This window comes from Nostoc sp. LEGE 06077, from assembly GCF_015207705.1.
Classification (GTDB): domain Bacteria; phylum Cyanobacteriota; class Cyanobacteriia; order Cyanobacteriales; family Nostocaceae; genus Nostoc_B.
In genome coordinates, this window is sequence record NZ_JADEWI010000041.1 from 1 (window position 1) to 23,649 (window position 23,649).

Annotated in this window: 23 protein-coding genes, 22 tRNA genes and 6 pseudogenes; 18 read left to right on the plus strand and 33 right to left on the minus strand. The window is 43.4% G+C overall.

Going from position 1 to position 23,649, the window contains the following annotated elements; translation table 11 throughout:
• Window positions 1–112: 112 nt before the first annotated feature.
• A complete protein-coding gene (arfB, locus tag IQ244_RS22030) occupies window positions 113–466 on the minus strand; it encodes an alternative ribosome rescue aminoacyl-tRNA hydrolase ArfB (protein WP_193898025.1) in 354 nt (117 codons plus the stop codon).
• Between the two features lie 99 nt (window positions 467–565).
• Here arfB and IQ244_RS22035 point away from each other — a divergent pair.
• Window positions 566–749 (plus strand): annotated as a pseudogene (locus IQ244_RS22035) (hypothetical protein).
• Window positions 750–864: 115 nt separating this feature from the next.
• On the opposite strand, the gene IQ244_RS22040 reads toward IQ244_RS22035, so the two are convergent.
• The 26 genes and pseudogenes from IQ244_RS22040 to IQ244_RS22165 all read right to left on the minus strand — a co-directional run bounded on the left by IQ244_RS22040 (window position 865) and on the right by IQ244_RS22165 (window position 5,904).
• Window positions 865–948: transfer RNA gene (locus IQ244_RS22040), tRNA-Ser, on the minus strand.
• Between the two features lie 88 nt (window positions 949–1,036).
• Window positions 1,037–1,110 (minus strand) — tRNA-Ala (locus IQ244_RS22045).
• Between the two features lie 5 nt (window positions 1,111–1,115).
• Window positions 1,116–1,188 (minus strand) — tRNA-Arg (locus IQ244_RS22050).
• Between the two features lie 6 nt (window positions 1,189–1,194).
• Window positions 1,195–1,269, minus strand: a tRNA-Val gene (locus IQ244_RS22055).
• A 5-nt stretch (window positions 1,270–1,274) separates the two neighbouring features.
• Window positions 1,275–1,345 (minus strand) — tRNA-Gly (locus IQ244_RS22060).
• 4 nt (window positions 1,346–1,349) lie between these two features.
• A tRNA-Thr gene (locus IQ244_RS22065) sits at window positions 1,350–1,423 on the minus strand.
• Between the two features lie 3 nt (window positions 1,424–1,426).
• A tRNA-Met gene (locus IQ244_RS22070) sits at window positions 1,427–1,504 on the minus strand.
• 2 nt (window positions 1,505–1,506) lie between these two features.
• Window positions 1,507–1,580: transfer RNA gene (locus IQ244_RS22075), tRNA-Leu, on the minus strand.
• Window positions 1,581–1,586: 6 nt separating this feature from the next.
• Window positions 1,587–1,662, minus strand: a tRNA-Lys gene (locus tag IQ244_RS22080).
• Between the two features lie 4 nt (window positions 1,663–1,666).
• Window positions 1,667–1,738 (minus strand) — tRNA-Lys (locus IQ244_RS22085).
• A gap of 4 nt (window positions 1,739–1,742) precedes the next feature.
• Window positions 1,743–1,820, minus strand: a tRNA-Leu gene (locus IQ244_RS22090).
• Window positions 1,821–1,825: 5 nt separating this feature from the next.
• A tRNA-Leu gene (locus tag IQ244_RS22095) sits at window positions 1,826–1,899 on the minus strand.
• Between the two features lie 5 nt (window positions 1,900–1,904).
• Window positions 1,905–1,978: transfer RNA gene (locus IQ244_RS22100), tRNA-Pro, on the minus strand.
• 1 nt (window position 1,979) lies between these two features.
• Window positions 1,980–2,057, minus strand: a tRNA-Leu gene (locus tag IQ244_RS22105).
• A 5-nt stretch (window positions 2,058–2,062) separates the two neighbouring features.
• Window positions 2,063–2,136 (minus strand) — tRNA-Gln (locus IQ244_RS22110).
• 5 nt (window positions 2,137–2,141) lie between these two features.
• Window positions 2,142–2,216 (minus strand) — tRNA-Asn (locus IQ244_RS22115).
• Between the two features lie 9 nt (window positions 2,217–2,225).
• Window positions 2,226–2,301 (minus strand) — tRNA-Phe (locus IQ244_RS22120).
• A gap of 6 nt (window positions 2,302–2,307) precedes the next feature.
• Window positions 2,308–2,402, minus strand: a tRNA-Arg gene (locus IQ244_RS22125).
• A 208-nt stretch (window positions 2,403–2,610) separates the two neighbouring features.
• Window positions 2,611–2,682 (minus strand) — tRNA-Trp (locus IQ244_RS22130).
• Window positions 2,683–2,685: 3 nt separating this feature from the next.
• A tRNA-Ile gene (locus tag IQ244_RS22135) sits at window positions 2,686–2,760 on the minus strand.
• 5 nt (window positions 2,761–2,765) lie between these two features.
• Window positions 2,766–2,842, minus strand: a tRNA-Glu gene (locus tag IQ244_RS22140).
• Between the two features lie 3 nt (window positions 2,843–2,845).
• A tRNA-Asp gene (locus IQ244_RS22145) sits at window positions 2,846–2,921 on the minus strand.
• A 201-nt stretch (window positions 2,922–3,122) separates the two neighbouring features.
• Window positions 3,123–3,664 (minus strand): annotated as a pseudogene (locus IQ244_RS22150) (HNH endonuclease).
• 595 nt (window positions 3,665–4,259) lie between these two features.
• Window positions 4,260–4,502, minus strand: a complete 243-nt coding sequence (locus IQ244_RS22155) for a hypothetical protein (protein WP_193898027.1) — start codon at window positions 4,500–4,502, stop codon at window positions 4,260–4,262.
• Between the two features lie 2 nt (window positions 4,503–4,504).
• A complete protein-coding gene (locus IQ244_RS22160) occupies window positions 4,505–4,738 on the minus strand; it encodes a hypothetical protein (RefSeq protein ID WP_193898028.1) in 234 nt (77 codons plus the stop codon).
• Between the two features lie 80 nt (window positions 4,739–4,818).
• The gene (locus IQ244_RS22165) at window positions 4,819–5,904 is read right to left on the minus strand and encodes a tyrosine-type recombinase/integrase (protein WP_193898029.1); all 1,086 of its coding nucleotides are present in this window, start codon (window positions 5,902–5,904) and stop codon (window positions 4,819–4,821) included.
• A gap of 326 nt (window positions 5,905–6,230) precedes the next feature.
• Between IQ244_RS22165 and IQ244_RS22170 the strand changes: the two genes are divergently transcribed.
• Together IQ244_RS22170 and IQ244_RS22175 are read left to right on the plus strand one after the other, a co-directional pair.
• A complete protein-coding gene (locus IQ244_RS22170) occupies window positions 6,231–6,755 on the plus strand; it encodes a hypothetical protein (RefSeq protein WP_193898030.1) in 525 nt (174 codons plus the stop codon).
• A 122-nt stretch (window positions 6,756–6,877) separates the two neighbouring features.
• On the plus strand, window positions 6,878–7,702 hold the full coding sequence (locus tag IQ244_RS22175; protein WP_193898031.1) for a DNA/RNA non-specific endonuclease: 825 nt from the start codon (window positions 6,878–6,880) through the stop codon (window positions 7,700–7,702).
• On the opposite strand, the pseudogene IQ244_RS33420 reads toward IQ244_RS22175, so the two are convergent.
• A pseudogene (locus IQ244_RS33420) lies at window positions 7,652–8,112 on the minus strand (nuclease A inhibitor family protein). The gene IQ244_RS22175 and the pseudogene IQ244_RS33420 sit on opposite strands and share 51 nt — an antisense overlap.
• A 156-nt stretch (window positions 8,113–8,268) precedes the next feature.
• Between IQ244_RS33420 and IQ244_RS22185 the strand changes: the two are divergent.
• Both IQ244_RS22185 and IQ244_RS22190 read left to right on the plus strand, forming a co-directional pair.
• Window positions 8,269–8,604, plus strand: coding sequence for a DUF5674 family protein (locus IQ244_RS22185; protein ID WP_228059067.1), 336 nt, complete (start codon window positions 8,269–8,271; stop codon window positions 8,602–8,604).
• Window positions 8,601–8,987: a hypothetical protein gene (locus IQ244_RS22190; RefSeq protein WP_193898032.1), complete on the plus strand. Its 387-nt coding sequence runs from the start codon at window positions 8,601–8,603 to the stop codon at window positions 8,985–8,987. The genes IQ244_RS22185 and IQ244_RS22190 overlap by 4 nt, the downstream gene beginning before the upstream one ends.
• Window positions 8,988–9,064: 77 nt before the next feature.
• On the opposite strand, the gene IQ244_RS22195 is transcribed toward IQ244_RS22190, so the two are convergent.
• On the minus strand, window positions 9,065–11,308 hold the full coding sequence (locus tag IQ244_RS22195) for an ATP-dependent RecD-like DNA helicase (RefSeq protein ID WP_193898033.1): 2,244 nt from the start codon (window positions 11,306–11,308) through the stop codon (window positions 9,065–9,067).
• A 395-nt stretch (window positions 11,309–11,703) separates the two neighbouring features.
• Between IQ244_RS22195 and IQ244_RS22200 the strand changes: the two genes are divergently transcribed.
• Window positions 11,704–12,084 (plus strand): DUF2809 domain-containing protein, encoded by a 381-nt coding sequence (locus IQ244_RS22200; protein WP_193898034.1) that lies wholly within the window; start codon window positions 11,704–11,706, stop codon window positions 12,082–12,084.
• Between the two features lie 159 nt (window positions 12,085–12,243).
• Complete coding sequence (locus IQ244_RS22205) at window positions 12,244–13,629, plus strand: DUF2252 domain-containing protein (RefSeq protein WP_193898036.1); 1,386 nt, start codon at window positions 12,244–12,246, stop codon at window positions 13,627–13,629.
• A gap of 297 nt (window positions 13,630–13,926) precedes the next feature.
• On the opposite strand, the gene IQ244_RS22210 is transcribed toward IQ244_RS22205, so the two are convergent.
• Together IQ244_RS22210 and IQ244_RS22215 are read right to left on the minus strand one after the other, a co-directional pair.
• Complete coding sequence (locus IQ244_RS22210) at window positions 13,927–14,565, minus strand: glutathione S-transferase family protein (protein ID WP_193898038.1); 639 nt, start codon at window positions 14,563–14,565, stop codon at window positions 13,927–13,929.
• Between the two features lie 5 nt (window positions 14,566–14,570).
• Complete coding sequence (locus IQ244_RS22215; protein WP_193898040.1) at window positions 14,571–15,059, minus strand: DUF4174 domain-containing protein; 489 nt, start codon at window positions 15,057–15,059, stop codon at window positions 14,571–14,573.
• Between the two features lie 385 nt (window positions 15,060–15,444).
• Between IQ244_RS22215 and IQ244_RS33035 the strand changes: the two genes are divergently transcribed.
• Together IQ244_RS33035 and IQ244_RS22220 are read left to right on the plus strand one after the other, a co-directional pair.
• Window positions 15,445–15,684 carry an SDR family NAD(P)-dependent oxidoreductase gene (locus IQ244_RS33035; RefSeq protein ID WP_265578943.1) on the plus strand — a complete coding sequence of 80 codons (240 nt, stop codon included), beginning with the start codon at window positions 15,445–15,447 and terminating at the stop codon, window positions 15,682–15,684.
• Between the two features lie 4 nt (window positions 15,685–15,688).
• The gene (locus IQ244_RS22220; protein WP_265578946.1) at window positions 15,689–16,219 is read left to right on the plus strand and encodes an SDR family NAD(P)-dependent oxidoreductase; all 531 of its coding nucleotides are present in this window, start codon (window positions 15,689–15,691) and stop codon (window positions 16,217–16,219) included.
• A gap of 121 nt (window positions 16,220–16,340) precedes the next feature.
• Here the strand turns inward: IQ244_RS22220 and IQ244_RS22225 are convergent, their stop codons facing one another.
• Window positions 16,341–16,778 carry a low molecular weight phosphatase family protein gene (locus IQ244_RS22225; protein WP_193898042.1) on the minus strand — a complete coding sequence of 146 codons (438 nt, stop codon included), beginning with the start codon at window positions 16,776–16,778 and terminating at the stop codon, window positions 16,341–16,343.
• Window positions 16,779–17,240: 462 nt separating this feature from the next.
• Here IQ244_RS22225 and IQ244_RS33425 point away from each other — a divergent pair.
• From IQ244_RS33425 to IQ244_RS22260, 7 genes and pseudogenes are all read left to right on the plus strand, one after another.
• Window positions 17,241–17,435: pseudogene (locus IQ244_RS33425) on the plus strand (IS5/IS1182 family transposase); the annotation flags it as partial.
• Window positions 17,436–17,585: pseudogene (locus IQ244_RS33430) on the plus strand (tyrosine-type recombinase/integrase); the annotation flags it as partial. It abuts the pseudogene before it with no gap.
• A gap of 223 nt (window positions 17,586–17,808) precedes the next feature.
• Window positions 17,809–17,967, plus strand: a pseudogene (locus IQ244_RS22240) (IS1 family transposase); the annotation flags it as partial.
• Window positions 17,968–18,420: 453 nt separating this feature from the next.
• Window positions 18,421–19,440 carry a hypothetical protein gene (locus IQ244_RS22245; protein WP_228059069.1) on the plus strand — a complete coding sequence of 340 codons (1,020 nt, stop codon included), beginning with the start codon at window positions 18,421–18,423 and terminating at the stop codon, window positions 19,438–19,440.
• Window positions 19,441–19,621: 181 nt separating this feature from the next.
• Entirely contained in the window at window positions 19,622–19,762 is a 141-nt protein-coding gene (locus IQ244_RS22250; protein ID WP_228059070.1) for a hypothetical protein, read from the plus strand.
• 6 nt (window positions 19,763–19,768) lie between these two features.
• The gene (locus IQ244_RS22255) at window positions 19,769–20,692 is read left to right on the plus strand and encodes a gluconolactonase (protein ID WP_193898046.1); all 924 of its coding nucleotides are present in this window, start codon (window positions 19,769–19,771) and stop codon (window positions 20,690–20,692) included.
• A 40-nt stretch (window positions 20,693–20,732) separates the two neighbouring features.
• Window positions 20,733–21,284 (plus strand): antibiotic biosynthesis monooxygenase, encoded by a 552-nt coding sequence (locus tag IQ244_RS22260; RefSeq protein WP_193898048.1) that lies wholly within the window; start codon window positions 20,733–20,735, stop codon window positions 21,282–21,284.
• A 522-nt stretch (window positions 21,285–21,806) separates the two neighbouring features.
• On the opposite strand, the gene IQ244_RS33250 is transcribed toward IQ244_RS22260, so the two are convergent.
• Window positions 21,807–22,349: a DNA-directed RNA polymerase subunit alpha C-terminal domain-containing protein gene (locus IQ244_RS33250; protein WP_322746096.1), complete on the minus strand. Its 543-nt coding sequence runs from the start codon at window positions 22,347–22,349 to the stop codon at window positions 21,807–21,809.
• Here IQ244_RS33250 and IQ244_RS22270 point away from each other — a divergent pair.
• A complete protein-coding gene (locus IQ244_RS22270) occupies window positions 22,282–23,304 on the plus strand; it encodes a tyrosine-type recombinase/integrase (protein WP_193898053.1) in 1,023 nt (340 codons plus the stop codon). The two genes, IQ244_RS33250 and IQ244_RS22270, sit on opposite strands and share 68 nt — an antisense overlap.
• Before the next feature lie 47 nt (window positions 23,305–23,351).
• The gene (locus IQ244_RS22275) at window positions 23,352–23,564 is read left to right on the plus strand and encodes a hypothetical protein (protein WP_193898126.1); all 213 of its coding nucleotides are present in this window, start codon (window positions 23,352–23,354) and stop codon (window positions 23,562–23,564) included.
• Window positions 23,565–23,649: the final 85 nt, after the last annotated feature.

Genomic DNA, 23,649 nt, shown 5'->3' on the forward strand with positions numbered 1-23,649 from the left:
TTTCTGCAATGTGCTGCGCTTAACCGCATGATCCAGTTAGGTAAGCCCGACTCTTATAAAGTCGAAGACTAATTCCTCTCCTTACTTCGGATTGGTGTGTCCTTTTTTCCTTTCATGCAACAAAGCCACTGCGAGTTGGTTTGGTGGGTTTGCGGATTTGGGGCAGTACGACTGCGCTGAGTATGAGTTGCTTGAGTCGTTGCAAAGCTTCTTCCCGATTTTGTTCTTGGCTACGGTGTTCTTGAGCTTTGATGACAACAACCCCATCCTGGGTTATGCGTCGGTCGTTTAGCTTGAGAAGTTGCTGTTTATAGAAAGCAGGTAGTGATGAAGCTTCAATGTCAAAGCGTAAGTGAATGGCTGTAGCAACTTTGTTGACGTTTTGACCCCCTGCTCCTTGAGAACGAATCGCGCTAATTTCGAGTTCGTTATCGGGGATGATGATTTTATTCTTAATTTGCAGCATAATTTATATATAGCTTACCCCGTGCGATCGCCTGTTCACCAATTACTTCTCCTTTGAGGAGAGTTTGATAAAACAAGGGTAGAGTTTGAGCTACCACTAATGACTACCACCAAAATTCATTCAGTTGTCGGCATTCATAACGTTACTCTGTTGGTGTTTTACACAGAGGCCGATTGCTGGCAATTTCGGTTGATTAGTTCTGGTGGTGCAGTGAATGGTTACGCGCAAACTTTACTATACGCCCGAAGCTGCGGAGAAAGCAGGGCGTGAGTGGATTGGATAGGGTAATTAACGTTAACGTTGCGTGTCTACTGCTCTAAGTCCACTCTTAGAGGTACTGCCCCTCCTCTAACTGTGTTATCAGCACAGCGCCTCACTTTTCGGCTTCTGGTGGAAGGCGGAAGCTAAGAGAATCGAACTCTTGACGGTGTTAACCGCAGCCGCTTTCAAGGCGGTTTCCTCGTCCATGCCGGACAGCTTCCTTAAAGGGGTGTCTGAGGAGGCTTGAACTCCCTAATGACTGGTTCCACAAACCAGCGCCGCGACCGCTTTGGCTTCAGACACCATCAGTGGATACTGGTCGGATTTGAACCGACATCTTTCTGCTTGCAAGGCAGACGCTTTCCCAGTTAAGCTACAGACCCATAAGCAGGAGTGGTAGGACTTGAACCTACATCGGTCGATTTAGAAGATCGATGCCTTATCCATTAGGCAACACTCCCATAAATTGGTAGCCCTGACAGGATTTGAACCTGTAACCCTCTGTTTGTAGGACAGTTGCTCCACCATTGAGCTACAGGGCTAAAAGAGCGATCGACGAGACTCGAACTCGTACCGTGAGTTTGGAAGACTCTGATGCTGCCTTTACACCACGATCGCATTAAGCTGGGGACAGGAATTGAACCTGCAACCTACTGATTACAAGTCAGTTGCTCTGCCACATTGAGCTACACCAGCATTTGGTAGCGGAGCCGGGATTTGAACCCGGTACGTGAAGGCTTATGAGACCCCAGAGCGCACCATAGCTCCATCTCCGCGAGTACCCCTGACAGGACTTGAACCTGCAACAAACCCGGTTTAAGCGGGCTACGTCTGCCAATTGCGTCACAGGGGTTTGATTTGGTGGGCTGTGTAGGGGTTGAACCTACGCACTTCTGCTTAAGAGGCAGTTGCTCTGCCAACTGAGCTAACAGCCCAAGGTGGGTCGCCCAGGGGTTGAACCTGGATAAGTCCGCTTAAAAGGCGGCTGCATACCCGCTCTGCCAACGACCCAAGTTGGTACTCCCGACAGGAGTTGAACCTGTAACAATTCCGTCCCTCAAACGGAAGCGTTTACCAATTTCGCCACGGGAGCATCAGTACCCTTGACAGGACTCGAACCTGCAAAACACTCGGTCTAGACGAGCGACGGTTTCCAATTACGTCACAAGGGCAAAGGTCGGGATGGCAGGATTAGAAAGAGCAACCTTCAGCTCCCAAAGCTGCCGCGCTACCAAGTTGCGCCACACCCCGTTGGTACTCCCGATGGGATTTGAACCCACACACAGACTGTTTTTGAGACAGCCGCCTCTTCCAATTGGGCTACAGGAGTATAAGCTGGGAAGGAAGGAATCGAACCCTCAAACTTCGCATTCAAAGTGCGACGGCTTTGCCTGTTTGCCTACTTCCCAATAAATGGCTGCCCCAGCAAGAGTCGAACTTGCAACCTCGCGGTTAACAGCCGCTTGCTCTGCCATTGAGCTATGGGGCAATGTGCCAGTCCCCCAGGTCAGAATCGAACTGACGACCTTCTGTTATTCAGACAGACGCTACTACCAAAACTGAGCTACCAGGGGATAAGGCGAGAACGGAGGGACTTGAACCCCCACTCTTGGCTACGCCACGCTACGCGAACAGGTTCGTAATCTGAGATGTTATCCAGTTACACCACGTTCTCATAAAGCGGAGAAGGAGGGATTTGAACCCGCTAATTACAAGCTTGAAAGACTTGCCGCTCGACCACTTCGCTTCTGCACCATATATGCCATGTAAGTTGAAAAAGCTGTTGATTCATAAACAGGAATTGAACCTGCTAACGACTGTTTAAGAGACAGTTGCCTTACCATTAGGCGAATATGTAAGCTTTTTCGGTCAGGACACAGCAACGCAGAGACTAGGACTTGAACCCAGAACAACAGTTTTGGAGACTGTGGTGTTGCCAATTACACCATCCCTGCATTTGGTAGCAGTGGTGGGATTTGAACCCACATTTACCAAGTTATGAGCTTGGGGCTTTGCCATTAAGCTACACTGCAATGTTTGGAAGCCTTGACGGGAGTTGCACCCGCTTCTCTCTGACTGAGAATCAGAACGACTTATCTATTCGTCCACAAGGCTACACGGGGATGATGGGATTTGAACCCACGGTCTTTCGCTCGACAGGCGACTGCTTTAAACCAGACTAAGCTACACCCCCACGTTGGGTGGCAATCTATGAAGTTTTCAAGGTTCAGAAGTGTTTGCTCTATGCCTTTTTGAGGGGCTGTAGTGCTTTACTACATATATACTACATAATGTATTACAAGGTGTCAAGGGCATACTACAAAATTTTTAAAAGAAGTGAGAGGACAGTGTTATGTAATCGCGGTATTGCCCTCTCTGACTAGGATTGAGTAAATTACTCAGATTCACTCAGGCGTTGTGCATTCCAAAATTGTTCGGCAAATGCAACTGCTGGGTGAATTGGGGCTTTGGGCTTGGTTTTCAGTACCATTCCTGCTTCATGTGGCAGACGGTTGCTCTTTCTTGGTTGAGTTGCATTTTTCGCACGCTGTTACAACGTTGTCCCAAGTATGCTGTCCACCTTTTGAGCGGGGTATTACATGGTCAAGCGTTAGATGCTTGGTGCTACCGCAGTATTGGCAGGTGTGGTTGTCTCGTCTCAATACTTCACGACGGTTTACAGGCGGTACTTTCCAGTACCGTTCAGGATTGCCAACAGTCAAGCGGATGTGTTCAGGCACTTGTAGTACAACGCTGGGAGAGCGAACTTGCCACAGCTTAGTGCTATTAAAATCCAACGATTCTGCCTGACCCGTGACTAATAGCACAATTGCTCGTTTGATATTGATACGTGAAGCGTGGTAAGTAGTTCTTGGAGAAAACTACAACTGAATTTTGTAGTATATGTGGCTGCCCAAAAGGTGGTTGAGCTTCCATAAGTTGATTCACTCCTAAAATAAAAAAATAACCCCCGCCAAAGAGTGAAAAGAAGCGGGGGTCACGTAGTTGATACTTTTTGCCCTATATCGGTGCTGTGAGACATTTGCACCTCCCGCTCTGGATAAGTTGATCCGGATTCAGCCAACAGGCTAACGCTCCCTCTTGGCCAACGCTTGCAGATAGGCAAACAGCACAATTGCTCTGCCTGAACCCCTGGCAGGTTTGCAATGCACTTTTGAGGAAGAAGAGAATCTGCGGCTCATCAATTTTTTGTAGTATCTGTAATTTTGAGGAATATTTATATACTACAACTGTAATATATATCTGTCCACTACCAGTGTTAGAGGATATAGGCAGGCAACGAATTTTCCGAAATAGTTAAGCTAGGCGGTGTAGTCCTTATTAGGAAAGCAACTTATAAATAACTTCTATAAATAACTAGGGGAAAATTACCCCAACAAAAGCCCAGTCATCCCGGCTGGGTTTTTGGTTTAAGGCGATGTCTGACGAAAATCCGCTTGCCTTTTGTAATTATTTTAATACATTTGTATTGTTAAACTTGATTAAGGGGATGTTTGCGGAACTAATTGGTTTATTCAGGTTCAGTATCTCCAGACTCTAGATTATCTGAAGATACTGCGCTATCACCTTGCACAGTTTTAAGTGCTGATTCCAGACGATAACCAGCTTCCCGAAGATAATATCCAGCCGCGCCCAGGTCTTCAAACACGTTGTCAAATTGCGGATGCGTTTGCCCAAATATCTTGCTGAAGCGTGAGCTAATTCGCTCCAGTTCTTCTTTGATAGCAATTAGGGATTGAGTATCATCGTCCATACCTACCTACCATAAATATCTTTTAATACAGCTTCTAGCCCCGCATTTAAATCTTGCAGTGCTGCATCCACACTGTCATAACTTTCTTTTCCCTCCCACAGCATTCCACCACAATCGAGTGCGCGTACAAAAGAATTGAGAGGACTATCTACGTCATAACCAATTTCAATCCAACCTTCATGTTCATTCACCCAACGATCAATATTTGGGTAAGTTTTTTCAAATGAAACTTTCATATTTTCCTTAAGAACTAATCACCACATCACTCATCATCGGGTAAATACAACCCAACCCACTGCTCTGCAATCTGTTGGTATCAAAACCTCGGCAGCACTGTACCCGTGCCAGCATCCTTTTTAGAGCGAACATACCCCTTGGTAGTATCGCTTTTTTTCTGCCCCAACTGGTCTTGCACCTCAAACAGTGGCTTAATTTCCACCGCCCTCGTTGCATGAGAATGTCGCAACCAGTGACATGAAAACTTCACCTTCGCTACCTCAGATATATCCTGAATCAATCTTTTAATCGAGCGATCGCTCAATGGCAAACCCCGCTTTTTTGGGTCAGGTGACATATTGGGAAAAACTGGCATCTTGTCACTAGCCATCCCTCGGTACTTTTTGAGCAACTTTGATGTCTTGTGGTCTAAGCCAATCTCCCGGTACTTGCCACCTTTGCCCCGAAACTTAATTGTGTAATACCCGCGCTGTCTATCTTCTGGTAACGGGTCAAATTGCCATTTAAAGTTATGCCAATACAACCCCGGATAATCTTCTTTGGGTTGGCCTGGTTCATCACCGGGAACAGTTACACGTCCTACTTCACCAACCCGCATTCCACTATAAAACAGCAAACTAAAAATTAGCCAGTGCTTACCCCCCAACTGCTTGGCAGCTTGAGCTAGTTTCTCCATCTCCCAATCTTCTAAATACCGTTCTGCCTTCGGTAATTCACTAAAGTTATCGTAATTTATGGTACTGGCTATATTCCGCAAGAAATAGCCACAATTCTCAGCCGAACCATAACTCCACAGAGAGCGCAACATCAAAATCTGGTTTGATTTAGTATAAGGGGAAACCTCACCCCAAGAAGCAACAAATTCAAGTAACAATGGTAGCTGGATTAATCTTAAATCGGGTATGCCTTCATTTCGTACCCATAAGAGTAATTTTTGACCAAACCGATAGTATTTTCGCTTAGTTTGCTCCCGATTTTGACTGCCAGCCCAAGCTAAAATTAACTCTTCATCGTGACTAACAGCAGGTGTGCGGTAATAATACTGTCGAATTACCTCCTCTACCAATTCTGGAGTTACTTGTGGCGAAGTGTTGGGCTTGACAACGTTTCCTGACTTAGCAGGGAGAACTTCTACGGAGCTAACCTCAATATTAGTAACATCCATAAAGGAAATAAGAGTTACGCGACCATCAACATATAGCTTCCTGGAAGTGCGGTTTCAGGAAGCTTTTATTTTATTCTAAGGCTTAAGTGGATGTGCGGGGACTGCCTATTCCAGTATTGGTGGTCAAGCAATGTCGCGTTTTTTGTGAATAGGTGTAGCATTTGGATTTTGAATATGTAGTTTATTAATTGGCGATGCCTGCGGCGGGCGAGTACGCCATCGCCTACTTTGTGCGCTCATCATGATAATGTCAAGGTAAGTATCAAGATAGATGACGCGCTCACTCGGTCGCGGACAATCCGGGTTTACCTAGACATTACCTAGATATGAGCAATACAGGGAAAACAAAGAAGCTGGCATCTTTTAACTGTGACCAAAAGATGTGGGAGGAGTTTATCGCTCATTGCAACTCGAAAGGCACGACAGCAACAGCCACACTCACGCAATTTATTGAGCTATACCTAGATGGTTCTCTAGATGACCTTGATGTAATTGCTGGTAATGAAGATAAACGTCTGGACTCTTTAGAACAAAAAATTGAAGAGATAACAGCCCGAATGACACAGTTGGCTGAGGCGATTATGAAAATTCAAAATTATTTAAATAATCAACCGAAGCGGCAAAATAAATCGTACAACAACAATTCATACTATCAAGGGCAAACTCCAAGAATCCAACCGCTAACGGCAGAAAATTTAGCTGTCAGACTTAATGTAAATGCAGAAACTGTACGTGAGCAGCGAGTTAATCTACCACCACCGCTTTTTGTGGCATGGTGCAAGGGCAAGGATAGAGGAGGGTTAGGCTGGGAATTTAACGAAAGTACAGGACTATATCATCCTGTAAGGTAGTATTTTGAATTTACAGATTCCGTGCGAGGAAACGTAAGCCATCATTTGCGAGCGCATACTTCAAAAGTTGAAATACAAATTAGTGTAAGTCTGAAGTGAGATAAATAAGAGAACGGAAATTTATGATAAACCGCCGTTTTTGGGGTGTAGCTACTTTACTTGCGCTCTTTGTTGGGTGTTCACCAGCCCAATCCCAATTACCACCTAGCACTGAACTTTCCCCATCAATCAGTGTGCATTTGCTCTTGGGAAATCCCAGCAGTGCTACTCCAACAAGCATTACACCCGACAATTACCTGATGGTCAAAAATCAATATGCACTTTCCTACAACAACAGTAAGGGAACTGCTAATTGGGTAGCTTGGCAGTTAAATAAGTCATGGCTGGGAGATGCAGACAGGCAAAATAATTTCCGTCCTGATAATACTTTGCCGAATGGTTGGGTGCGGATAACTCCTTCTATGTATTCTGGCTCTGGTTATGACAGAGGCCATATTGCACCATCGGGCGATCGCACCAAGACAACAGAAGATAATGCGGCCACTTTTTTAATGACAAACATGATGCCCCAGACACCCGATAACAATAGAAATACATGGGGCAATTTAGAAGATTATTGTCGAGAATTGGTAAGCCTTGGAAAAGAACTTTATATTGTTGCTGGGCCTAGTGGTAGTCAAGGCGAACCCCTCAAGGGTAAGGTAACAATTCCTCAAACCACTTGGAAGATTGTTGTGGTTTTAGACACTCCCGGCGCTGGGCTTAATGGTATTACTGCTAATACTCGTGTTATCGCAGTTAATATTCCTAATGAGCAAGAACTAAATAATGACTGGAGAACTTATAAAGTGAGTGTTGATGAATTAGAACAACTGACTGGCTACGATTTTCTCTCCTTAGTTTCGCCAAATATTCAGTCCGTTATTGAAAGCAAGGTAGAAAAGTAAATAACTCAAGTTTCTACAATTTTGGTAGCAATACCTGCCAAATTTTCTGTTGGGGGTTTCACCTACAACATAAACATCAATCTCTATATCACCGAGGCGATAAACCTGCAAATTGCTCAGTTTTTCTTTGAGCGTCTGCACAAGAGATTGAAATCGTTTAACAATTTTTTCTCTTCTTCACCATGCCAATATTCTTCTGTTGTTGCTACTTGAAAAAAATCATCAAACCCTACGATTTTTACGGGTGTGTCTATTGGATGGTTGGTTTGTTGTGAGATTTTCTCTGGTGTGGCAGGACGTGTAATTTCCCACAAGAATACTGAGAATGGGTAATCAGACTCACTCATAAATAATAAGCCGTCAATTGCCAGTTTTAGCTGTTCTAAAATTTCAGAATTAGTTTTAGTCATAATGTCCGCTTGCTGCAAGATTAATATTAATCTCTAGGAAAAATCAAATTAAATATGACAAATTTAGTTATATTAAGGATTTAAACGTAGTTTAAAATAATATAAATAGTAAAATCCCAACCTGTAAGAACTAATACTAAATAACAGTAAAAAATCTTGATTATTATCATACGTAATCGTGCCACGCCAGAACAAATAGAACAGATGCTTGAGGAGCAAAAATTTTATATTAAACTGGCTGTAGACATAGAACGCCGTATTCTGGCTGGCGGCGGTGAAATGCACTACTTTTGTGAACAAGCTTTGCTTGAGGATGGAAGCTCTCAAAAAAATATCTGGGGAGCAGGTTTTATGCCTATTACTCAAAAAATTAGCTATGATTCACTAATCAATATTCGCCCCAGTCAAGGTAATCGTTCAATGGAGATACTTGACGCTACCATTAGAGAACAAGTTGCCCAAATTATTACTGAGTTGCTAGGTAACGTATGACTGACTGGACTAAAAAACAAGAACGCTTCCTGCAATATAATATCCCTACTCGCTTGGGTCACTTAGCTACAAATTTAGCCCAAATTAAATCTTTTTGTGACGATGTAACGCCTGAAGATGTAGTAGCCAGTCTTTTTAAAGAAAGCTTGTATTTTATCGAGTGGACTGTTCCTAACATGATGCAGATAGACATTGACCAAGCATCTGAGATAGTGGATTTGGGAAGGACTCTAACACGTTGGCTATTTAACTGGGAAAAAATTAGGTCTGATGCTACAGCTTTAACTCAAGTTCATACTGAAGTTAGCTTGTGGTCGCAACGTGTTATGGATATGTCGGGATTGTTATCAGAATCAACGGCGATTAGCTACAGTGGGGTGTAGCAAAGTAGGTCTATGGTCGGACGCATCGCTCTTTCTCGCTCAGGTATAGTTGCAGTTTGTCAAAAGTGAGAGCGCAATCATTGTGACGCTACTTGAATTAACCTCTGCTGCAATCGGGTATATCGCTCCTGGGACTTTGTAGAACGAACGCACATACTGATTGCCTTCTGGCTGCCAATAATAATCGCCAGCTTCTTAGCACGGGTTAACCCTGTATAAAGTAAATTCCGAGTCAGCATCATATAATGTTGCGTGTACAAAGGCAAAATCACTACTGGGTATTCAGAACCCTGCGACTTATGTATGCTAACGCTCCAGGCTAAAGCAAGCTCATTCATATCAGCATAATCATAAGTAACTTCGCGCTCCTGGTACTGTACGATTACCTCCTGTTCTTCGGTATCAATAGTAGTAATAAATCCCACATCACCATTAAACACTTCCCTTTGATAATCGTTGGTGAGTTGGATAATGCGATCGCCTGTTCTAAAAATAGTCCCACCCCTGGTTACTTCAATTTTTTCAGGGCTAGGTGGATTAATTAACTGTTGCAGTACGTTATTGAGATTGCGTGTACCCACTAATCCCCGTGACATTGGGCAAAGCACTTGTACGTCAGTAGCAGGATTAAAACCAAGTTGGGGAATGAAATCAGCAATTAACTCGCTAATTGCCTGTACTCCATGTTCTGGCTCAAACCCTCCACCATGCCACAGACAATCAGATTGAGGAGTGTTGGAAATTGATTCAATATTGGGATATTGCCCCCGGTTAATTAGATGCGATGCAGTAATGATTTTGCTAGTAGCAGCTTGGCGAAATACTTGGGTGAGTCTCACTACAGGCACTTTTCCCGAATTTATTAAATCTGCCAGCACGTTACCCGCACCTACCGATGGCAATTGGTCAATATCTCCCACCAACAGGAGTTGGGCATTGTCTGCCACAGCTTGAACTAAAGAATACGCTAGAAACAAGTCGAGCATACTAGCTTCGTCTACAATAATTGCACTATGGGGTAATGGATTAGTGCGATCGCGTTTAAAACTGCGAGTTCTGGGGTCAAATTCCAAAAGGCGATGTATCGTTTTTGCCTCCAACCCTGTCATCTCGCCTAACCTTTGCGCTGCCCGTCCAGTTGGTGCAGCCAGGGCGATTGATTTACCCATTGCCTTCCACAAACTGACTATGGTGCTAGTGCAGAATGTCTTACCGACACCAGGGCCACCTGTAATGACGGTGAATCGAGAGTAAGCAGCCGTTTCTACTGCTTGTTGCTGTTCGGGTGATAGTGAAACTTGGCGGCTACTGCTAAAACGCTCCAACCAAGTGCGGACGCGAGGAATATCAGAACTGATGGGGTAGGTGAGGCGATGGCGTACCAATTGGGCTAAGTTTTGTTCGGTGTAGAAGTAAGTAGGCTTATAACAATTGAGCGTTTTATCAGCATCACGTTCTCTAATTAGCTCATCTTTCAAAGCCATATCTTTAATAGTCTGTGTGATGGCATCTGCTGTTGGTTGATGGTCAGCAGTAGTGAGCAGTTTAGTCACCGATTCAATTAATTCTGTTTGAGGTAAGTAGCAATGTCCATCTTCTGCTGCTTCACTCAAAGCATGAACAAGTCCAGCACAGTAACGAAACTCTGAATCTGCGGGAACTCCCAAATTACGAGCTATTTTATCAGCAGTTAAAAAACCAATGCCGTAAATGTCAGTTGCCAACTGGTAGGGGTTTTCGGTGACGGTGGCGATCGCTTTGTCTTGGTATTGCTTATAAATCTTGACTGCGTATGTTGTAGAGACACCATGACTTTGCAGAAATACCATCACTTCCTTGATGGCTTTTTGGGTTTCCCAGGCGTTTTTAATTAACTTGATGCGTTTTTTGGCAATGCCGTTGACTTCAATTAGTCGTTCGATTTGGGTTTCAATAATATCTAAAGTCTCTATCCCAAAGTGAGTAACAATGCGTTTGGCTGTGACTGGCCCCACACCTTTAATTAGACCACTACCTAAATACTTTTCAATGCCTGTGAGGGTGGCTGGTTTGGTTTCTTTATAATTAACAACTTGAAACTGTAAACCATACTGGGGATGTTCGCGCCAAAAACCAGTTAATTGCAGCGTTTGTCCTGGTTGGATATCTGCAAAGCTGCCAGTAATTGTAGTTAATTCCTTGGCACCAGGGCGTTGTAACCGCGCCACGGTATAACCTGACTCTTGAGAATAATAGGTTAGGCGTTCTACCACTCCCGTAATTGATTCATGTTTGGGAGTAGCGTTGACTTGTTGCTGGCTTGGTAGGGGCGTGGTGGACATCACTTTTAGGAGACGGCGCAATACGGTTCGGTTAACAAATTTATCTGTTGAGGTGAGCAGGGGGGCGGAGGAGCTTCAGGGGCAGGGGAGAGTTACTTGTCAATTCCCCCTTTCACCCCTGCACCCCTGCACCCTTGCTTGCCTACACGAGTAAGTTTCTTATCCGAACCGTATTAGGATACGGCGCAGCCATTATACTCGATGCTCACTGTTTTAGAAGTCATCGAGTTAGCTTTGTATAGTATTTATGTACTATATAGTAAATTATGGAGAATAGCGATGGCTGTGCCAACATTAAGGGCAAACTTAGCGTACAATGCAACCCGTTTTGGTATGGTGATGCCAATATTATGTGTCATAGTCAAACAGGTGTTTCTTAAACGCTATCTATTCTCATGTTTACTCTCAATAAAAAGTATTTTTACTTCACAGTCATTCTATTTTCAATAGAAGTATTTATTGCTATTTTTGTCAATGAAAGTTTTATCCGTCCTTTTATCGGCGATGTTTTAGTAGTTATCCTAATTTATTGTTTTGTCAAAACTTTTCTGAAGATACATTCATCCATTGTCATTTCAGCAGTTTTGGCATTTTCTTGCACTATCGAAATTCTCCAATATTTCAATTTTGTCAAGATTTTAGGATTACAAAAGTATAAAATTATGGCTATTGCATTAGGAAGTACATTTGATGGGAAAGACATAATTGCTTATACCATAGGTGCGATAACAGTCTTATTATGGGAAAATCAAACAAATAGAAAAGTAAAAGATTAATTTCTGACTGGATTTGAGATAGTATCTACTAGCATTTATTGTTGGAGTAAGACACATCATTTTCTCAGGATGATCGAGGTATTTTCTCAGAATTATAGAAACGATTACTCTTATACTTATTTTCAGGATAAACATAACTTTAAAGTTTAGTGTTCTATTATGTTTAGGTTAAAAAAATTCACAGTAATCGCAATTTTAGTCTTTGCAGTTATAATTTTAGGATTTCCAGGCCAGACTCAAGCTGCATTTTCCCGTTCAAGTTGGATAGAAAATCAAATTTATCAATATAATCATCCCTTTGCCTCACAATTACCGCAAGAACTAGCGACAAAAATGCAAAAGATGGCAGTTAGTCCTTTCGCCTTTTATCGAGGAACTGCTCACATCTTCTATAGTGATATGCAGACATTACCAAGTTCAGCATTTGTCAATTCTTCAACAAGAGCTATTTGGTTAGAAGGTGATATGCACCTACAAAATCTTGGGGGGATGCGGGATGCCAATGGTAACAATGTTTTTGATACCAGCGATTTTGATGAAGGTTATCTCGGCCCCTACGTCTGGGATTTGCGCCGGATGGCAGTTTCAATTCTTTTAGCCGCGAAAGAAAATGGACTGAGTTCTAATGATGCTCAGGATGTTGTACGGAATTTTCTGGATACCTACCTCAACAAAATGGGGGATTTTAAGGGAACCAATGACGAATTATCTTACCGTTTAGAATCGAGTAATACAAATGGTGTTGTTAACGATTTAATTCAAAAGACTGCCGCCAACAGTCGTTCTAACTTTTTAAGCAAGTATACGCTAATTAATACTAGTGGCAATCGCCTCTTCCAGACCACTGCTGAACTTCAACCTTTATCTAGCAGTACCTATTCAGCTATTACTACTGGGATGAGTAGCTACATTACTTCAATTGCTAGTAGTAAGCGTTACAGCAATAGTTATTATATTGTCAAAGATATTCGTCTCAAATTAGGCTCAGGAACTGGTAGCCTCGGCAGATATCGATATTACTTGCTAATTGAAGGCCCAACTTCTGCAACCAGTGACGATGTGATTTTAGAAATGAAGCAAGAAACTAGCAGCACCGTAGCTATAGCTGCGCCAGAGTTGTTGCCAAGTTCTGTTTATAGTAACCATCAAAGTGCAAGAGTGAGCATTGCCACGAAAGCGATGCTTGCCAACACTGATCCTTTGGTTGGCTACACTACAGTCAACAATCTCTTTTTCTTTCTACGTGAAAAATCGCCCTACCAAGAGGATTTTGATTACAAGTTGCTCACAAGCAAATCAAAATTCCTGGATGCAATGGGATATGCCGGGAAAGTGGTAGCTAAAAACCATGCTATCTCTGACAAAGATTACAATAGTGCAATTGTTTCCTACAGTGTGGATAAAGAAGTCACAGATGTTGTCGGTAGTAACACTTCTGCATTTAAAAATGAGATTGTCAACTTTGCCTTAGACTATGCCACTCAAGTTGAGTATGACTATGCCAGTTTTGTTAGTGCTTTAAACCGAGGAGTCATACTCTACTAAAGTAGTAGTCTGCCAAGAGAACTTTGCGTGGTGGACAGCAGAGGGGCTTCGGGGCAGAGGGGCAGGGGAGAAAGTACCTTCATTCCCCCCTGCTCCCCTGCTCCCTTGCTGGGTCTACACGGCAATATTGGGTTGGTGAACTAGTAGTTTGCCGCCGCTCTCCTCGCGCCTCTTTTGGTAACTTTTCCTCTCTGCGTTCGCGTAGCGTGTCGGAGACAGACGCTACGCGAACGCTTGAATTTCAGGAGACAGGCGTTAGCGGAGCTTATCGTAGATATCGCTCTTGTATGAGAATTATTAAATGCTGTTGGCGTAGTCGTATTTGCCTCCACGTTCAAGGGCGCGTTTATAGGCAGGTCGCGCATGGATGCGTTCGATAAAATCCTGAATCTTTGGTCGGCTTGAGATAAGTTCGGCTTGTAGCGCAACCAATTCCAGAGGAAAGCTCATTTGGATATCGGCGGCGGTGAATTCTGAGCCGACAAACCACGTACTCTTACCAAGTTCAGCTTCTATATAATCAAAGTGAAGTTTGATTTGGGGCGCGATGAATGCGTCGTTTGCCCTGCTGTCTCCTGTTCCAAAACGGTTAAAGATGAGGTTCATTACCAGAGGTGGCATTGCCGAGCCTTCGGCGTAATGCAGCCAATAGGTGTACCGCAGACGCTCTGGCGTACCGGATTCTGGAATTAGCCGACCATTGCCGTATCGCTCTACTATGTATTCGATAATAGCGCCGGACTCAGCAACAGTCACTTCTGCATCTGTAATTACTGGTGACTTGCCGAGCGGATGAACTTCTCGCAACGATGTCGGAGCCAGCATCGTCTTTGAGTCACGTTCGTAGAACTTGATATCGTATTCGATGCCTAATTCTTCAAGTAGCCATAGCACACGCTGCGATCGCGAGTTGTTGAGATGATGGACAATGATCATAATAGCTAGTTTCTACCTCGCTGTTGCATTTCTTGTTGACGCATGGGCATAGCATCAATTTGCTCAAAAATTGCTGTTGCCTGAACTGGTATAGTGTCACTGCGCTTAACACCACCATCTTTGCCTACCAAAATAACGCGGAAATTATCTTTGTCAACTCCAAAGCGATTTCGCAAATTAGCAGCAGAAGATTCATCTATTAACTGTCCGTTGGCATAGCTTTTATCTGTTGCCAAAACCTGAACCAGAACTAAATCCCGGTCTGTAAAACCACTATTATGCTGTTGAAATAACTGCATCTGCTGTTGATAGATATGGTGATCAACAGACGGTGCAAACACTAGTAGCACGCGGTTTTGCCATTTTTGAGAACTGAGGTTAAATGAAGACATTTTGATGGCATGGGTTGAACCTTGGGCAGTATCAGCAATGCTGACTGGTGATAGAACTATAGACGCGGTGAGAATCAGGTTGATTAATACTAAGTTATTCACTTCGGCGGTTGATATGAGCGTTCCAACAACTCAAACTACCATTAGTTTCCCCGCTCTGACTCTATCTGATGATTGAATAAGTGTGATGCTTACCCCCTCTCTGCTTTGGTGTTTTTCCTCTCTTGATTTTATGGGAGGCGATCGCTCCTCAAAATTTACAATCAATTCAAGCGAGGAAACCCAAGCTTAGGCGTAATCTGTCGCTTTATGCTTTTACATAGATGTTGTAGTGATCGCTCTGGCTGTCTTTATAGTTACCCGTTGATCTAACGAAGTGTGTAAGCTCTCAGTTAACTGGTATCTTAAATTAAGAGCTTGCATTCTTGCAAGAATGCACCTGTTTCGGACAGATATTTTCAACCCAATAACTACAGGGATTGCAGGCATGACAAAACTAGAGGGAAAAGTCGCAGTTGTTACAGGTGCGTCTAAAGGCATCGGTGCGTCGATTGCCAAACATCTGGCAGCCGAAGGTGCAGCAGTGGTTGTCAATTACGCCTCTAGCAAAGAAGGGGCTGATCAGGTAGTAGATGAGATTATTAGCGTCGGTGGAAAGGCGATAAGCCTACGGCATAGCTTCGCTTACCGCAGTTCAGGCAAATGTTGCCAAAAAAGCAGAGATTGAACATCTGTTTACAGAAACACAGCAAGCATTCGGCAGGGTTGATATTTTGGTTAACAATGCGGGAATTTATGAATTTTCCCCAATCGATGACATCACCGAACAGCACTTCCATAAGCAATTCGATCTAAATGTTCTGGGATTGATCCTCACCTCGCAACAAGCCGTAAAACACTTCGACTCGGCAGGCGGCAGCATTATCAATATCAGTTCCATCGTCAGCACCCTCGCGCCCCCGAATGCTTCAATCTATAGCGCAACCAAAGCAGCTGTTGATGCCATCACAAAGTCCCTCGCCAAAGAGTTGGGTTCCCGTCATATCCGGGTCAATTCCATCAATCCTGGTATGGTAGAAACCGAGGGTACGCACACAGCAGGAATTACTGAGAGCGAAGGTCGCAAACAGACGGAAGCGCAAACACCACTAGGTCGCATTGGACAGCCACAGGACATCGCCCCTGCTGTTGTCTTCCTTGCTTCCTCTGATTCCGCCTGGATCACTGGCGAAACGCTGTACATCACGGGTGGACTTCGCTAGTTTTAAAGTTTAGTTGTAGTAATAAAGGTATGGTCATTCAAGGGTGCGTAGTTTACCGCCGCCGGCATCGCTCCTCTTGTGATAACTTTTCCTCTAAGAATTTTTTGGAGAGCGATCGCCACTAACTTTGTGTCAGTTGTTCTATAAGTTGCAGTATATGTTTTTCAATTTCCTCAAGGGCTTCAGTAGCAGAGGTTTTATCGATATCGTGAACTAGCCAGTAGTCAATTGTCTCTGCCCAGTGGGGAAAGCGTTCATTCATTAGTGGACGGTGTTCTAATTCATCTAATGCAATAACTCTAGTAGCTGACTCGAAATCTTGCTCACTTGCTGGCATTGGAAACCGTTCATCATCTGGTAGGTTTACTAAGCGCACTGCTAAAGCCTCAGCCGCATACTGGGAAATTGCCCCCACATTGTTTACACCGCGCTCAAGTGCTAACCCTCTGGAGTCAGCCTGCCAATCTAAACCTTGTTTGGTAGCCAACCAATTAAATAGGTTTTCCGCAAAGCGGCTGCGGTAGTAGTTGCCTGTACACAAGAATAAAATTTTATTCATTTGACCAAATTTTACTAAGCCTACGGGCTTTGTACTGGTAAATCGGGTTATATGCAAGATATCTAGGCTACTTTTCACATGGTTGCGATTGGGGTTTCCTCGCTTGATTGGGAGGGGCGATGTCTGCGACGGCAAACTACGCACTCTTGCACAACTCACAGTATGAGTTCTGGGAATTACCTTAGATGCTCACTCACCATCATTCACCCGACCAACTTTCTTAGTAGGAAAAGTCATCAGACATTATGAAGTTTCGTTGCAATTGGTACAGCTACAGACTTGGTATTGAGCCGAGATACGGATACCGTTGGCGAAACATTACTTAACATAAAAACGCCGATTTTACCGCGTAATACATGGAAAGGTTGGCCCCACTTTTCCGCGTAATACACGGAAGAGAAAAAGTTAAGTTAGCTGCCTCAATTATCAATAAACTAGAAGAAATACCTGTGGAGGTAGTATATGTGCTTACATCCTGAAGAAATTCCTCCTATTCCTGATGAAACGGTACGTGTAGCCAAAGCCGCGTTCGCCAAAGGTAATTTATATATGCGACTGCGTGATGAACTTGGGGTCTTTTACCAGGATGAAGACTTCGCATCACTTTATCCACAACGCGGTCAGCCAGCGCAAGCACCTTGGCGGTTGGCGATGATACGAACTGCCCTCACGCAGATGTCCAGCGCGGGGATACCTTTGAGAACTATTCAGGAAATCTCTGGTCACAGTGACCTGGGGACTTTACAGCGTTATCTGGAGGTCACGCCAGAGCAGAAGCGAAAAGCGGTTTCGGTGATTTGGTTTTAAGTGTGGCGAATTCAGATAAGTCTTTCCGTTTATGGATGCGCTCGCTTATTGGTATTGAGCCGAGATTTGAGCATTTTTCTGCAAGATGGTCGAGAAACCCTTGCCCTGTCTGATTTTGATAACTTCTAAGCAGAAGGACGAAAGGTCATAACCCCGGCGTTGCATAATAAGGTATGAGTATAGGGTGCTAAAACATGAATTGTCCTGAATGTTGCTCTCATCTAGCAATCAGATCAAAGAAGAATGTATTCGGATGTATCTCAAAGGTATGGGTTTTCGAGCTATTGAAAGAGTTAAAGGAGTCCATCACACAACAATTATTATTTGGGTAAAACAACTGGGTCAAAATTTACCAGATGCACCACTGAGCGAAAACATAGTGTTTGATTAATTCATACCGCACTCAGCAACGCCGTCTAAATATTAATTATTTTCCGCAAATTATCATTCATATTTATATAGATTTATATAGTTCTCTCTACTTTAAAACTTTTTCCCCTGATACCTTGTTTTTTATATAGAAATCACCACTCTTCTTATCAAAGCTACAGATAGTATCATCAGCCCAGAGTAAAACTATACTCAAAACTCATAAATATTAGGCTTCATAACCTATTCATAAACAATCTGTTATGGACAATCCGCTAGTCTAAATTGCTGACTATGGCGTGGGCAAAAGCTACTCGCTCAATATGCACTCACGGATTCCAAAAATATGATGAAGAAGCTGGGCTATTTAATATTTCAATGCTTTACAACTGCACATTTGCTGCGAAAAATGTGTTTACTAGGGTTGACTTTACCGTTTTTGCTATCCGTAACCAGCAGTTTGGTTATGGCTAGAGAAAATGAAAACTTTAGAGAGAATGAGAACGCCAATGCAACTTACGAAATCGGTCTTTGGGGTGATTTGCCATACTCACAAGAGCAGGAAATTGGTGTAACACGACTCATCGAGGACATGAATTCGCAAAAACTTTCTTTTACTGTCCATGATGGTGATCTCAAAGCTGGTTCAAATAGTCTTTGTGATAATTCACTGTATGCCAAAGCACTGGGATACTTTAATGAGCTGGAAGCACCAGCAGCCTTTACACCAGGTGACAACGATTGGACAGACTGCGATCGCGCTTCCAATGGTGGATATAACTCACTAGAGCGCCTCGACTATGAGCGTCAGTTATTCTTCAGCACGCCTTTTTCTTTGGGACAACGTCGGTTAAGACAGGAAGTCCAGACAGCGCCGCTATGCCTCGGTGTCAATGGTGCAGTACCCTGTGTCGAGAACCGACGCTGGACTGTGGGTAGGGTGACTTATGCGACACTCAACGTCCAAGGTTCTTGTAATAACCTCTGCGATACTGCACCTAACCCAGCAGAATACGCAGCGCGAAACGCGGCCAATATTGTATGGCTGAAAGAAACCTTTAGAGTGGCAAAAGAACGTAACTCGGCGGCGGTGATGTTGATCTCCCAAGCTGATCCAGGGTGGGATCTGAGTGATTCAACCAGAGCGCCTTTGCGTAATCCGAGAACACTCATGGAAACTGATGGACAACCTGATGGCTTCCAGAGCTTCTTATTAGCGTTGCGTGATGAAGTGATTGCTTTTCGTAAACCAGTGGCCTACGTGCATGGTGATTCTCACTACTTCCGTATCGATAAGCCATTTCTAGATGCTCAAGGCAGACGACTAGAGAACTTCACTCGTGTTGAAACATTTGGTGACAATCAAGGGAATGGCACTAACGATGTACAGTGGCTCAAAGTGAGTGTTGATCCTCGTAGCCGCGAAGTGTTTTCTTATCAACCACAAATTGTTCCTGGTAATCGAGTAGCAGTTCCAACTCCCTAATGTTAGGGGGTGGATCTAGCGAAGACACTGTTGGCGAATTCAGAAACGCCTATGCTCGGTTAGTTAATTCAGCAATGAAACGATTAAAAGCTTTAAGTGCCGTTTTGTATCCAGTGGCTTGCTTACCTTCTCCTAAAGGAGACGCTACGCGAACACGAGTGAATTCCTTATCCGAAAAGTATTGGGTGATGATGCACCTTTCACAGCCGAAGAAGGAGCCGAAACCGCTGTCTACTTAGCAACCCTAGCAGATGGAGGAGCGCAAGGACTGTTTTTTGCACAGATGCGGAAGTTTCGTGTCCCGATTCAATTGCAGTGGTAGATTTATATGGAAAATATACTCATGTTACCTCCGATTTACGCCGATACACCCATAGAATTGGCTCCTGCCAAAATTATTACCTCGTTTCCAGCCAATACTTTTTTAGAAAATCTGGCGATCGCCGCTGATGGCACAATATTTGTAACTAATCATGAGGCTGGCAAAATTGTTCGCATTACCCCAGATGGAAATCAGCAACTTCATGCCAGTGTAGAAGGCAAAGTCAGCGGTTTGGCTTTCACTCTTGACGGGGGTTTGGTAGTCACTGGATGGAATGCTGATTCTCTACCAGTGGTTTCACTAGTTGCCGCGGATGGTGCAGTGGAAACTTTGCTAACATTACCAGATTCGATATTCCTTAATGGTATTACTCCTGTTTCTGACACTCAGTATTTAGCAGCAGATTCTTACCGAGGTGCAATTTGGTTGATTGATATTGATCAGCGTCGTAGTACCATCTGGCTCGAACATCCTTTACTAGCTCGTAGCAATCCAGAAAACGTCATTCCTGCTGCTAATGGTTTGAAGCGTTTTGGTAATTTCCTTTACGTTTCAAATACGGAAAAAATGTTGCTATTACGAATTGGGCTTGGTGTGGACAATGAACCTGGTGAACCAGAAATTTTTGTAGAGCAAACTAATATTGATGACTTTGCATTTGACGTGGAAGGCAACCTTTACGGAGCAACCCACATTTATAACAGCGTGGTGAAGATTGCACCAGATGGTAGTACAACCATTATTGCTCAAGCCGAACAGGGCGTAATTGGTAGTACAGCAGTTGCTTTTGGTCAAACACCGAGTGATCTCACGGCCATCTATGTTGTGATGAATGGCGGAATGTTTTTACCACCGCCTACCGGCGTGGTTGCTTCTAACATTGTCCGAATTGAAGTGAGTAAAGCTGGATATCCCTTAGTAGGAAAATGACTCAAGCATTCACCAACAAGTGCTGAGGAGTTAGTTGGATATGGAACAAGAAGATCAATCTGTAACGGTAGTCATTTCACAAAATGTTAAACCAGGATGCGAAAGTGCTTATGAGGCTTGGTTAAAAGACATTACTAGTGTTTCTAGAACTTATCTTGGTCACTTAGGAACAAATGTGATTCGACCACAACTAGGTGTGCGTTCAGAATATGTGATTATCTTTCGGTTTGACAACTATGAACATCTCTTGGTGTGGATGGAGTCACGCGATCGCCAATATTGGCTGTCTCAAGCTCAACATTTGGTTCATTCTGAACCTCATGTTCAACAACTGAGTGGGTTAGAAGCATGGTTTTCCCTTCCAGGTCAACCATTAAAGACTCCACTGCGCTATAAAACAGCATTACTCACTTGGGCAGTTGTTTATGTCTTGATTAACTTATTGAATAGACTTTTAGCACCCTTGCTTGGCATATTACCTCCTTTGATGATTTCATTCATTATTTCCGCTACTATGGTTGTACTGCTGACCTATGTTGTTATGCCGAGGGTGACTCGTCTGTTTAGCTCTTGGCTATACGCAAAATCCTGAGAAGTTTTTTAGGTTAAAATCTAGAGATTCCATTTTTGAGGATCATAGTGGAATCTCTAGATAATCCAACTCAGATTTTTCCCGTAGACTTCCTCAAACCTCTCTCGGCTTTCAAAGGCTCCGAGCGTGAATAAGTGCTTGTCACGCAAACCTCTAAATTGGGGTATGAGTAGCATTCGCGCAGAAAACCGGGTGAAGAGACATGACACCAGTAATACAAACATATTTCAAAGCTGAAATCCCTATTTTCTCGTTGAGTAGTGACTCGATTATAAGCAGAGCGTCAATAACTTCAGTTCTGGATAAAATCCTTATCTAATAAGACTTTCAAGCTTATCCCAGTTTTCGGTTCGCCTGCTACTCAAGCCCCTAACACTTTGTTTATATTGGTATGAGTATAGGATTAGATACATCACCCCTTTTCCCGACATCACCGGCCACAGCATACAACGTTTTTGACACTGCGATATTGAAAACGGCTCATCGCATCAATTCCTAGCGCGTAGCTTTCGGAATTACTGCTCAAAGAGAAGGTGTGTGTTCCGGGTCTGGTAACTCTGCTAACTCAATCCCTCGGCTTTGAAGTGCTTCAACTATCTGTGATACAGATTTATTTCCCAGATTTTTCAGCGTTCGCAAGCCTGTGACACCATATTTATTTAAATCTTCTATTGTGTTAACTTGTGCATCTTTAAGCACCGTATAAGTATTTCTTTTCAAATTCAATGACTCAATACTGTTTTCATCAACAACGCCATTCGGTTTATTATCCCCATTGATTTCCTCTACGGAATGTACATTACTGTTGGCAACCTCTACAAGCTGATTATCTGGCGAGATTGAGTCTACGCTTTCAGGGAGGCTAATTTTGTCAACACTGTCTACATTGTTATCAATAACGCCATTTGGCTTATTGTCCTCAAGTATTTCTAGAACTCTATCTATTTTTGCTAGTTGCTCATAAACTGTATTATCAATAACGACGCTGTGAGTAGTTATGCCTAACGAGCCAATATTTGGAGAGCTAGTTAAAGTGGAGTTAGAGGCGTGTTTAGCTGCGCCGATAACTAGGTATTTTGACGCAGAGCTTCAGGGCGACCCGGATGTGTTGGCGCAGCTGTTGGCAGATAAACGCAACCCCAATACTCGGCGTGCTTACGAGAAGGATTTGAAGGATTTTTTTATCAAGATGACGGGCTTACCGCCCACTGGGGATAGTGTGCTGGAGTTTCTGCATTTGCAGCGAGAGCAAGCGGTAATGGTGGTGTTGAAATATAAAGCGAAATTGATTACATCCGGGTTGCGGGAGGCAACCATTAATCGGCGGTTGGCGGCGATTAAGTCGTTGGCCAAGATGGGGCGGAAGCTGGGGGTGTGCAACTATTCCCTGGAAGATGTCGAGGGGGAGAAGGTTAAGGCTTATCGAGATACGCGGGGTGTTGATAGCAAGACGATAGCACTTGTACTTGGGCAGTTTGACCGGGAGACTTTGATTGGTAAACGCAACTATGCAATTTTTTTGGTGCTGTGGGGTTTAGCTTTGCGCCGTCAGGAGATATGTCAGTTAAATGTGGGTGACTTTGATTTTTATGGGCGCAAGTTGAGAGTTTTGGGGAAGGGGAAGGGAACTAATGAAGAATATTTGGATATGTCAAAAGATGTGGCGGCGGCGATTGCTGATTGGTTGATTTCTAGGGGGGATTTGAATACAGATTTACCAATTTTTACGGCGTTAGATTTTCATAATAGGGGGCATAGATTGACTACGGATGCTATCTATAAAATAGTGGCGACAGCTTTTAAGAAAGCAGGGGTGAAGAAACCGATGTCACCACACAGGGTCAGGCATTCGGCAATTACGGCGGCGCTGGATGCGACGGATGGGAATATCAGAAAGGTGCAGAAGTTGAGCCGCCATGCTGACCCCAGAACGCTGATGATTTATGACGATAACCGCAATAAAGATTTGTGGGAGATGTCGGAGTTGTTAACGGGGATGTTGAAGAATGCGGGTCAATAAAAATTAAAAATTGTTAACAAGATACTTTAGATGGTGGAAATTTAAATATGAATATCAATTTAATAGAAGCGCGAGTAGAGGAATTAGATGAAAATCTAGAATTAACCACAGATGAGATTTTTGAGATTGTGTGTCGGGAACATCACCTAAATGCTGATTCTCTTGCAAAAGAATTAAGTTGTAAATGTCCCTTTGCATTAACTGGCTTTTTAAGTGAGTTAGAACTGACAAAAATTGCTGATTATTTAACAATTGAATGAATTAATCTTTTTGATCACCGATAGGCTCAAATAGCTAACAGACAAACTTCTTTATGTCCAGCTACAGCTTGTGACCAAGTTGAAT

Coding starts and splice junctions, on each gene's coding strand:
- arfB (WP_193898025.1), bottom strand. CDS start 466: ATGCTGCAAATTAAGAATAAAATCATCATCCCCGATAACGAACTCGAA.
- IQ244_RS22155 (WP_193898027.1), bottom strand. CDS start 4,502: ATGGACGATGATACTCAATCCCTAATTGCTATCAAAGAAGAACTGGAG.
- IQ244_RS22160 (WP_193898028.1), bottom strand. CDS start 4,738: ATGAAAGTTTCATTTGAAAAAACTTACCCAAATATTGATCGTTGGGTG.
- IQ244_RS22165 (WP_193898029.1), bottom strand. CDS start 5,904: ATGGATGTTACTAATATTGAGGTTAGCTCCGTAGAAGTTCTCCCTGCT.
- IQ244_RS22170 (WP_193898030.1), top strand. CDS start 6,231: ATGAGCAATACAGGGAAAACAAAGAAGCTGGCATCTTTTAACTGTGAC.
- IQ244_RS22175 (WP_193898031.1), top strand. CDS start 6,878: ATGATAAACCGCCGTTTTTGGGGTGTAGCTACTTTACTTGCGCTCTTT.
- IQ244_RS22190 (WP_193898032.1), top strand. CDS start 8,601: ATGACTGACTGGACTAAAAAACAAGAACGCTTCCTGCAATATAATATC.
- IQ244_RS22195 (WP_193898033.1), bottom strand. CDS start 11,308: ATGTCCACCACGCCCCTACCAAGCCAGCAACAAGTCAACGCTACTCCC.
- IQ244_RS22200 (WP_193898034.1), top strand. CDS start 11,704: ATGTTTACTCTCAATAAAAAGTATTTTTACTTCACAGTCATTCTATTT.
- IQ244_RS22205 (WP_193898036.1), top strand. CDS start 12,244: ATGTTTAGGTTAAAAAAATTCACAGTAATCGCAATTTTAGTCTTTGCA.
- IQ244_RS22210 (WP_193898038.1), bottom strand. CDS start 14,565: ATGATCATTGTCCATCATCTCAACAACTCGCGATCGCAGCGTGTGCTA.
- IQ244_RS33035 (WP_265578943.1), top strand. CDS start 15,445: ATGACAAAACTAGAGGGAAAAGTCGCAGTTGTTACAGGTGCGTCTAAA.
- IQ244_RS22225 (WP_193898042.1), bottom strand. CDS start 16,778: ATGAATAAAATTTTATTCTTGTGTACAGGCAACTACTACCGCAGCCGC.
- IQ244_RS22245 (WP_228059069.1), top strand. CDS start 18,421: ATGGCTAGAGAAAATGAAAACTTTAGAGAGAATGAGAACGCCAATGCA.
- IQ244_RS22255 (WP_193898046.1), top strand. CDS start 19,769: ATGGAAAATATACTCATGTTACCTCCGATTTACGCCGATACACCCATA.
- IQ244_RS22260 (WP_193898048.1), top strand. CDS start 20,733: ATGGAACAAGAAGATCAATCTGTAACGGTAGTCATTTCACAAAATGTT.
- IQ244_RS22270 (WP_193898053.1), top strand. CDS start 22,282: ATGCCTAACGAGCCAATATTTGGAGAGCTAGTTAAAGTGGAGTTAGAG.
- IQ244_RS22275 (WP_193898126.1), top strand. CDS start 23,352: ATGAATATCAATTTAATAGAAGCGCGAGTAGAGGAATTAGATGAAAAT.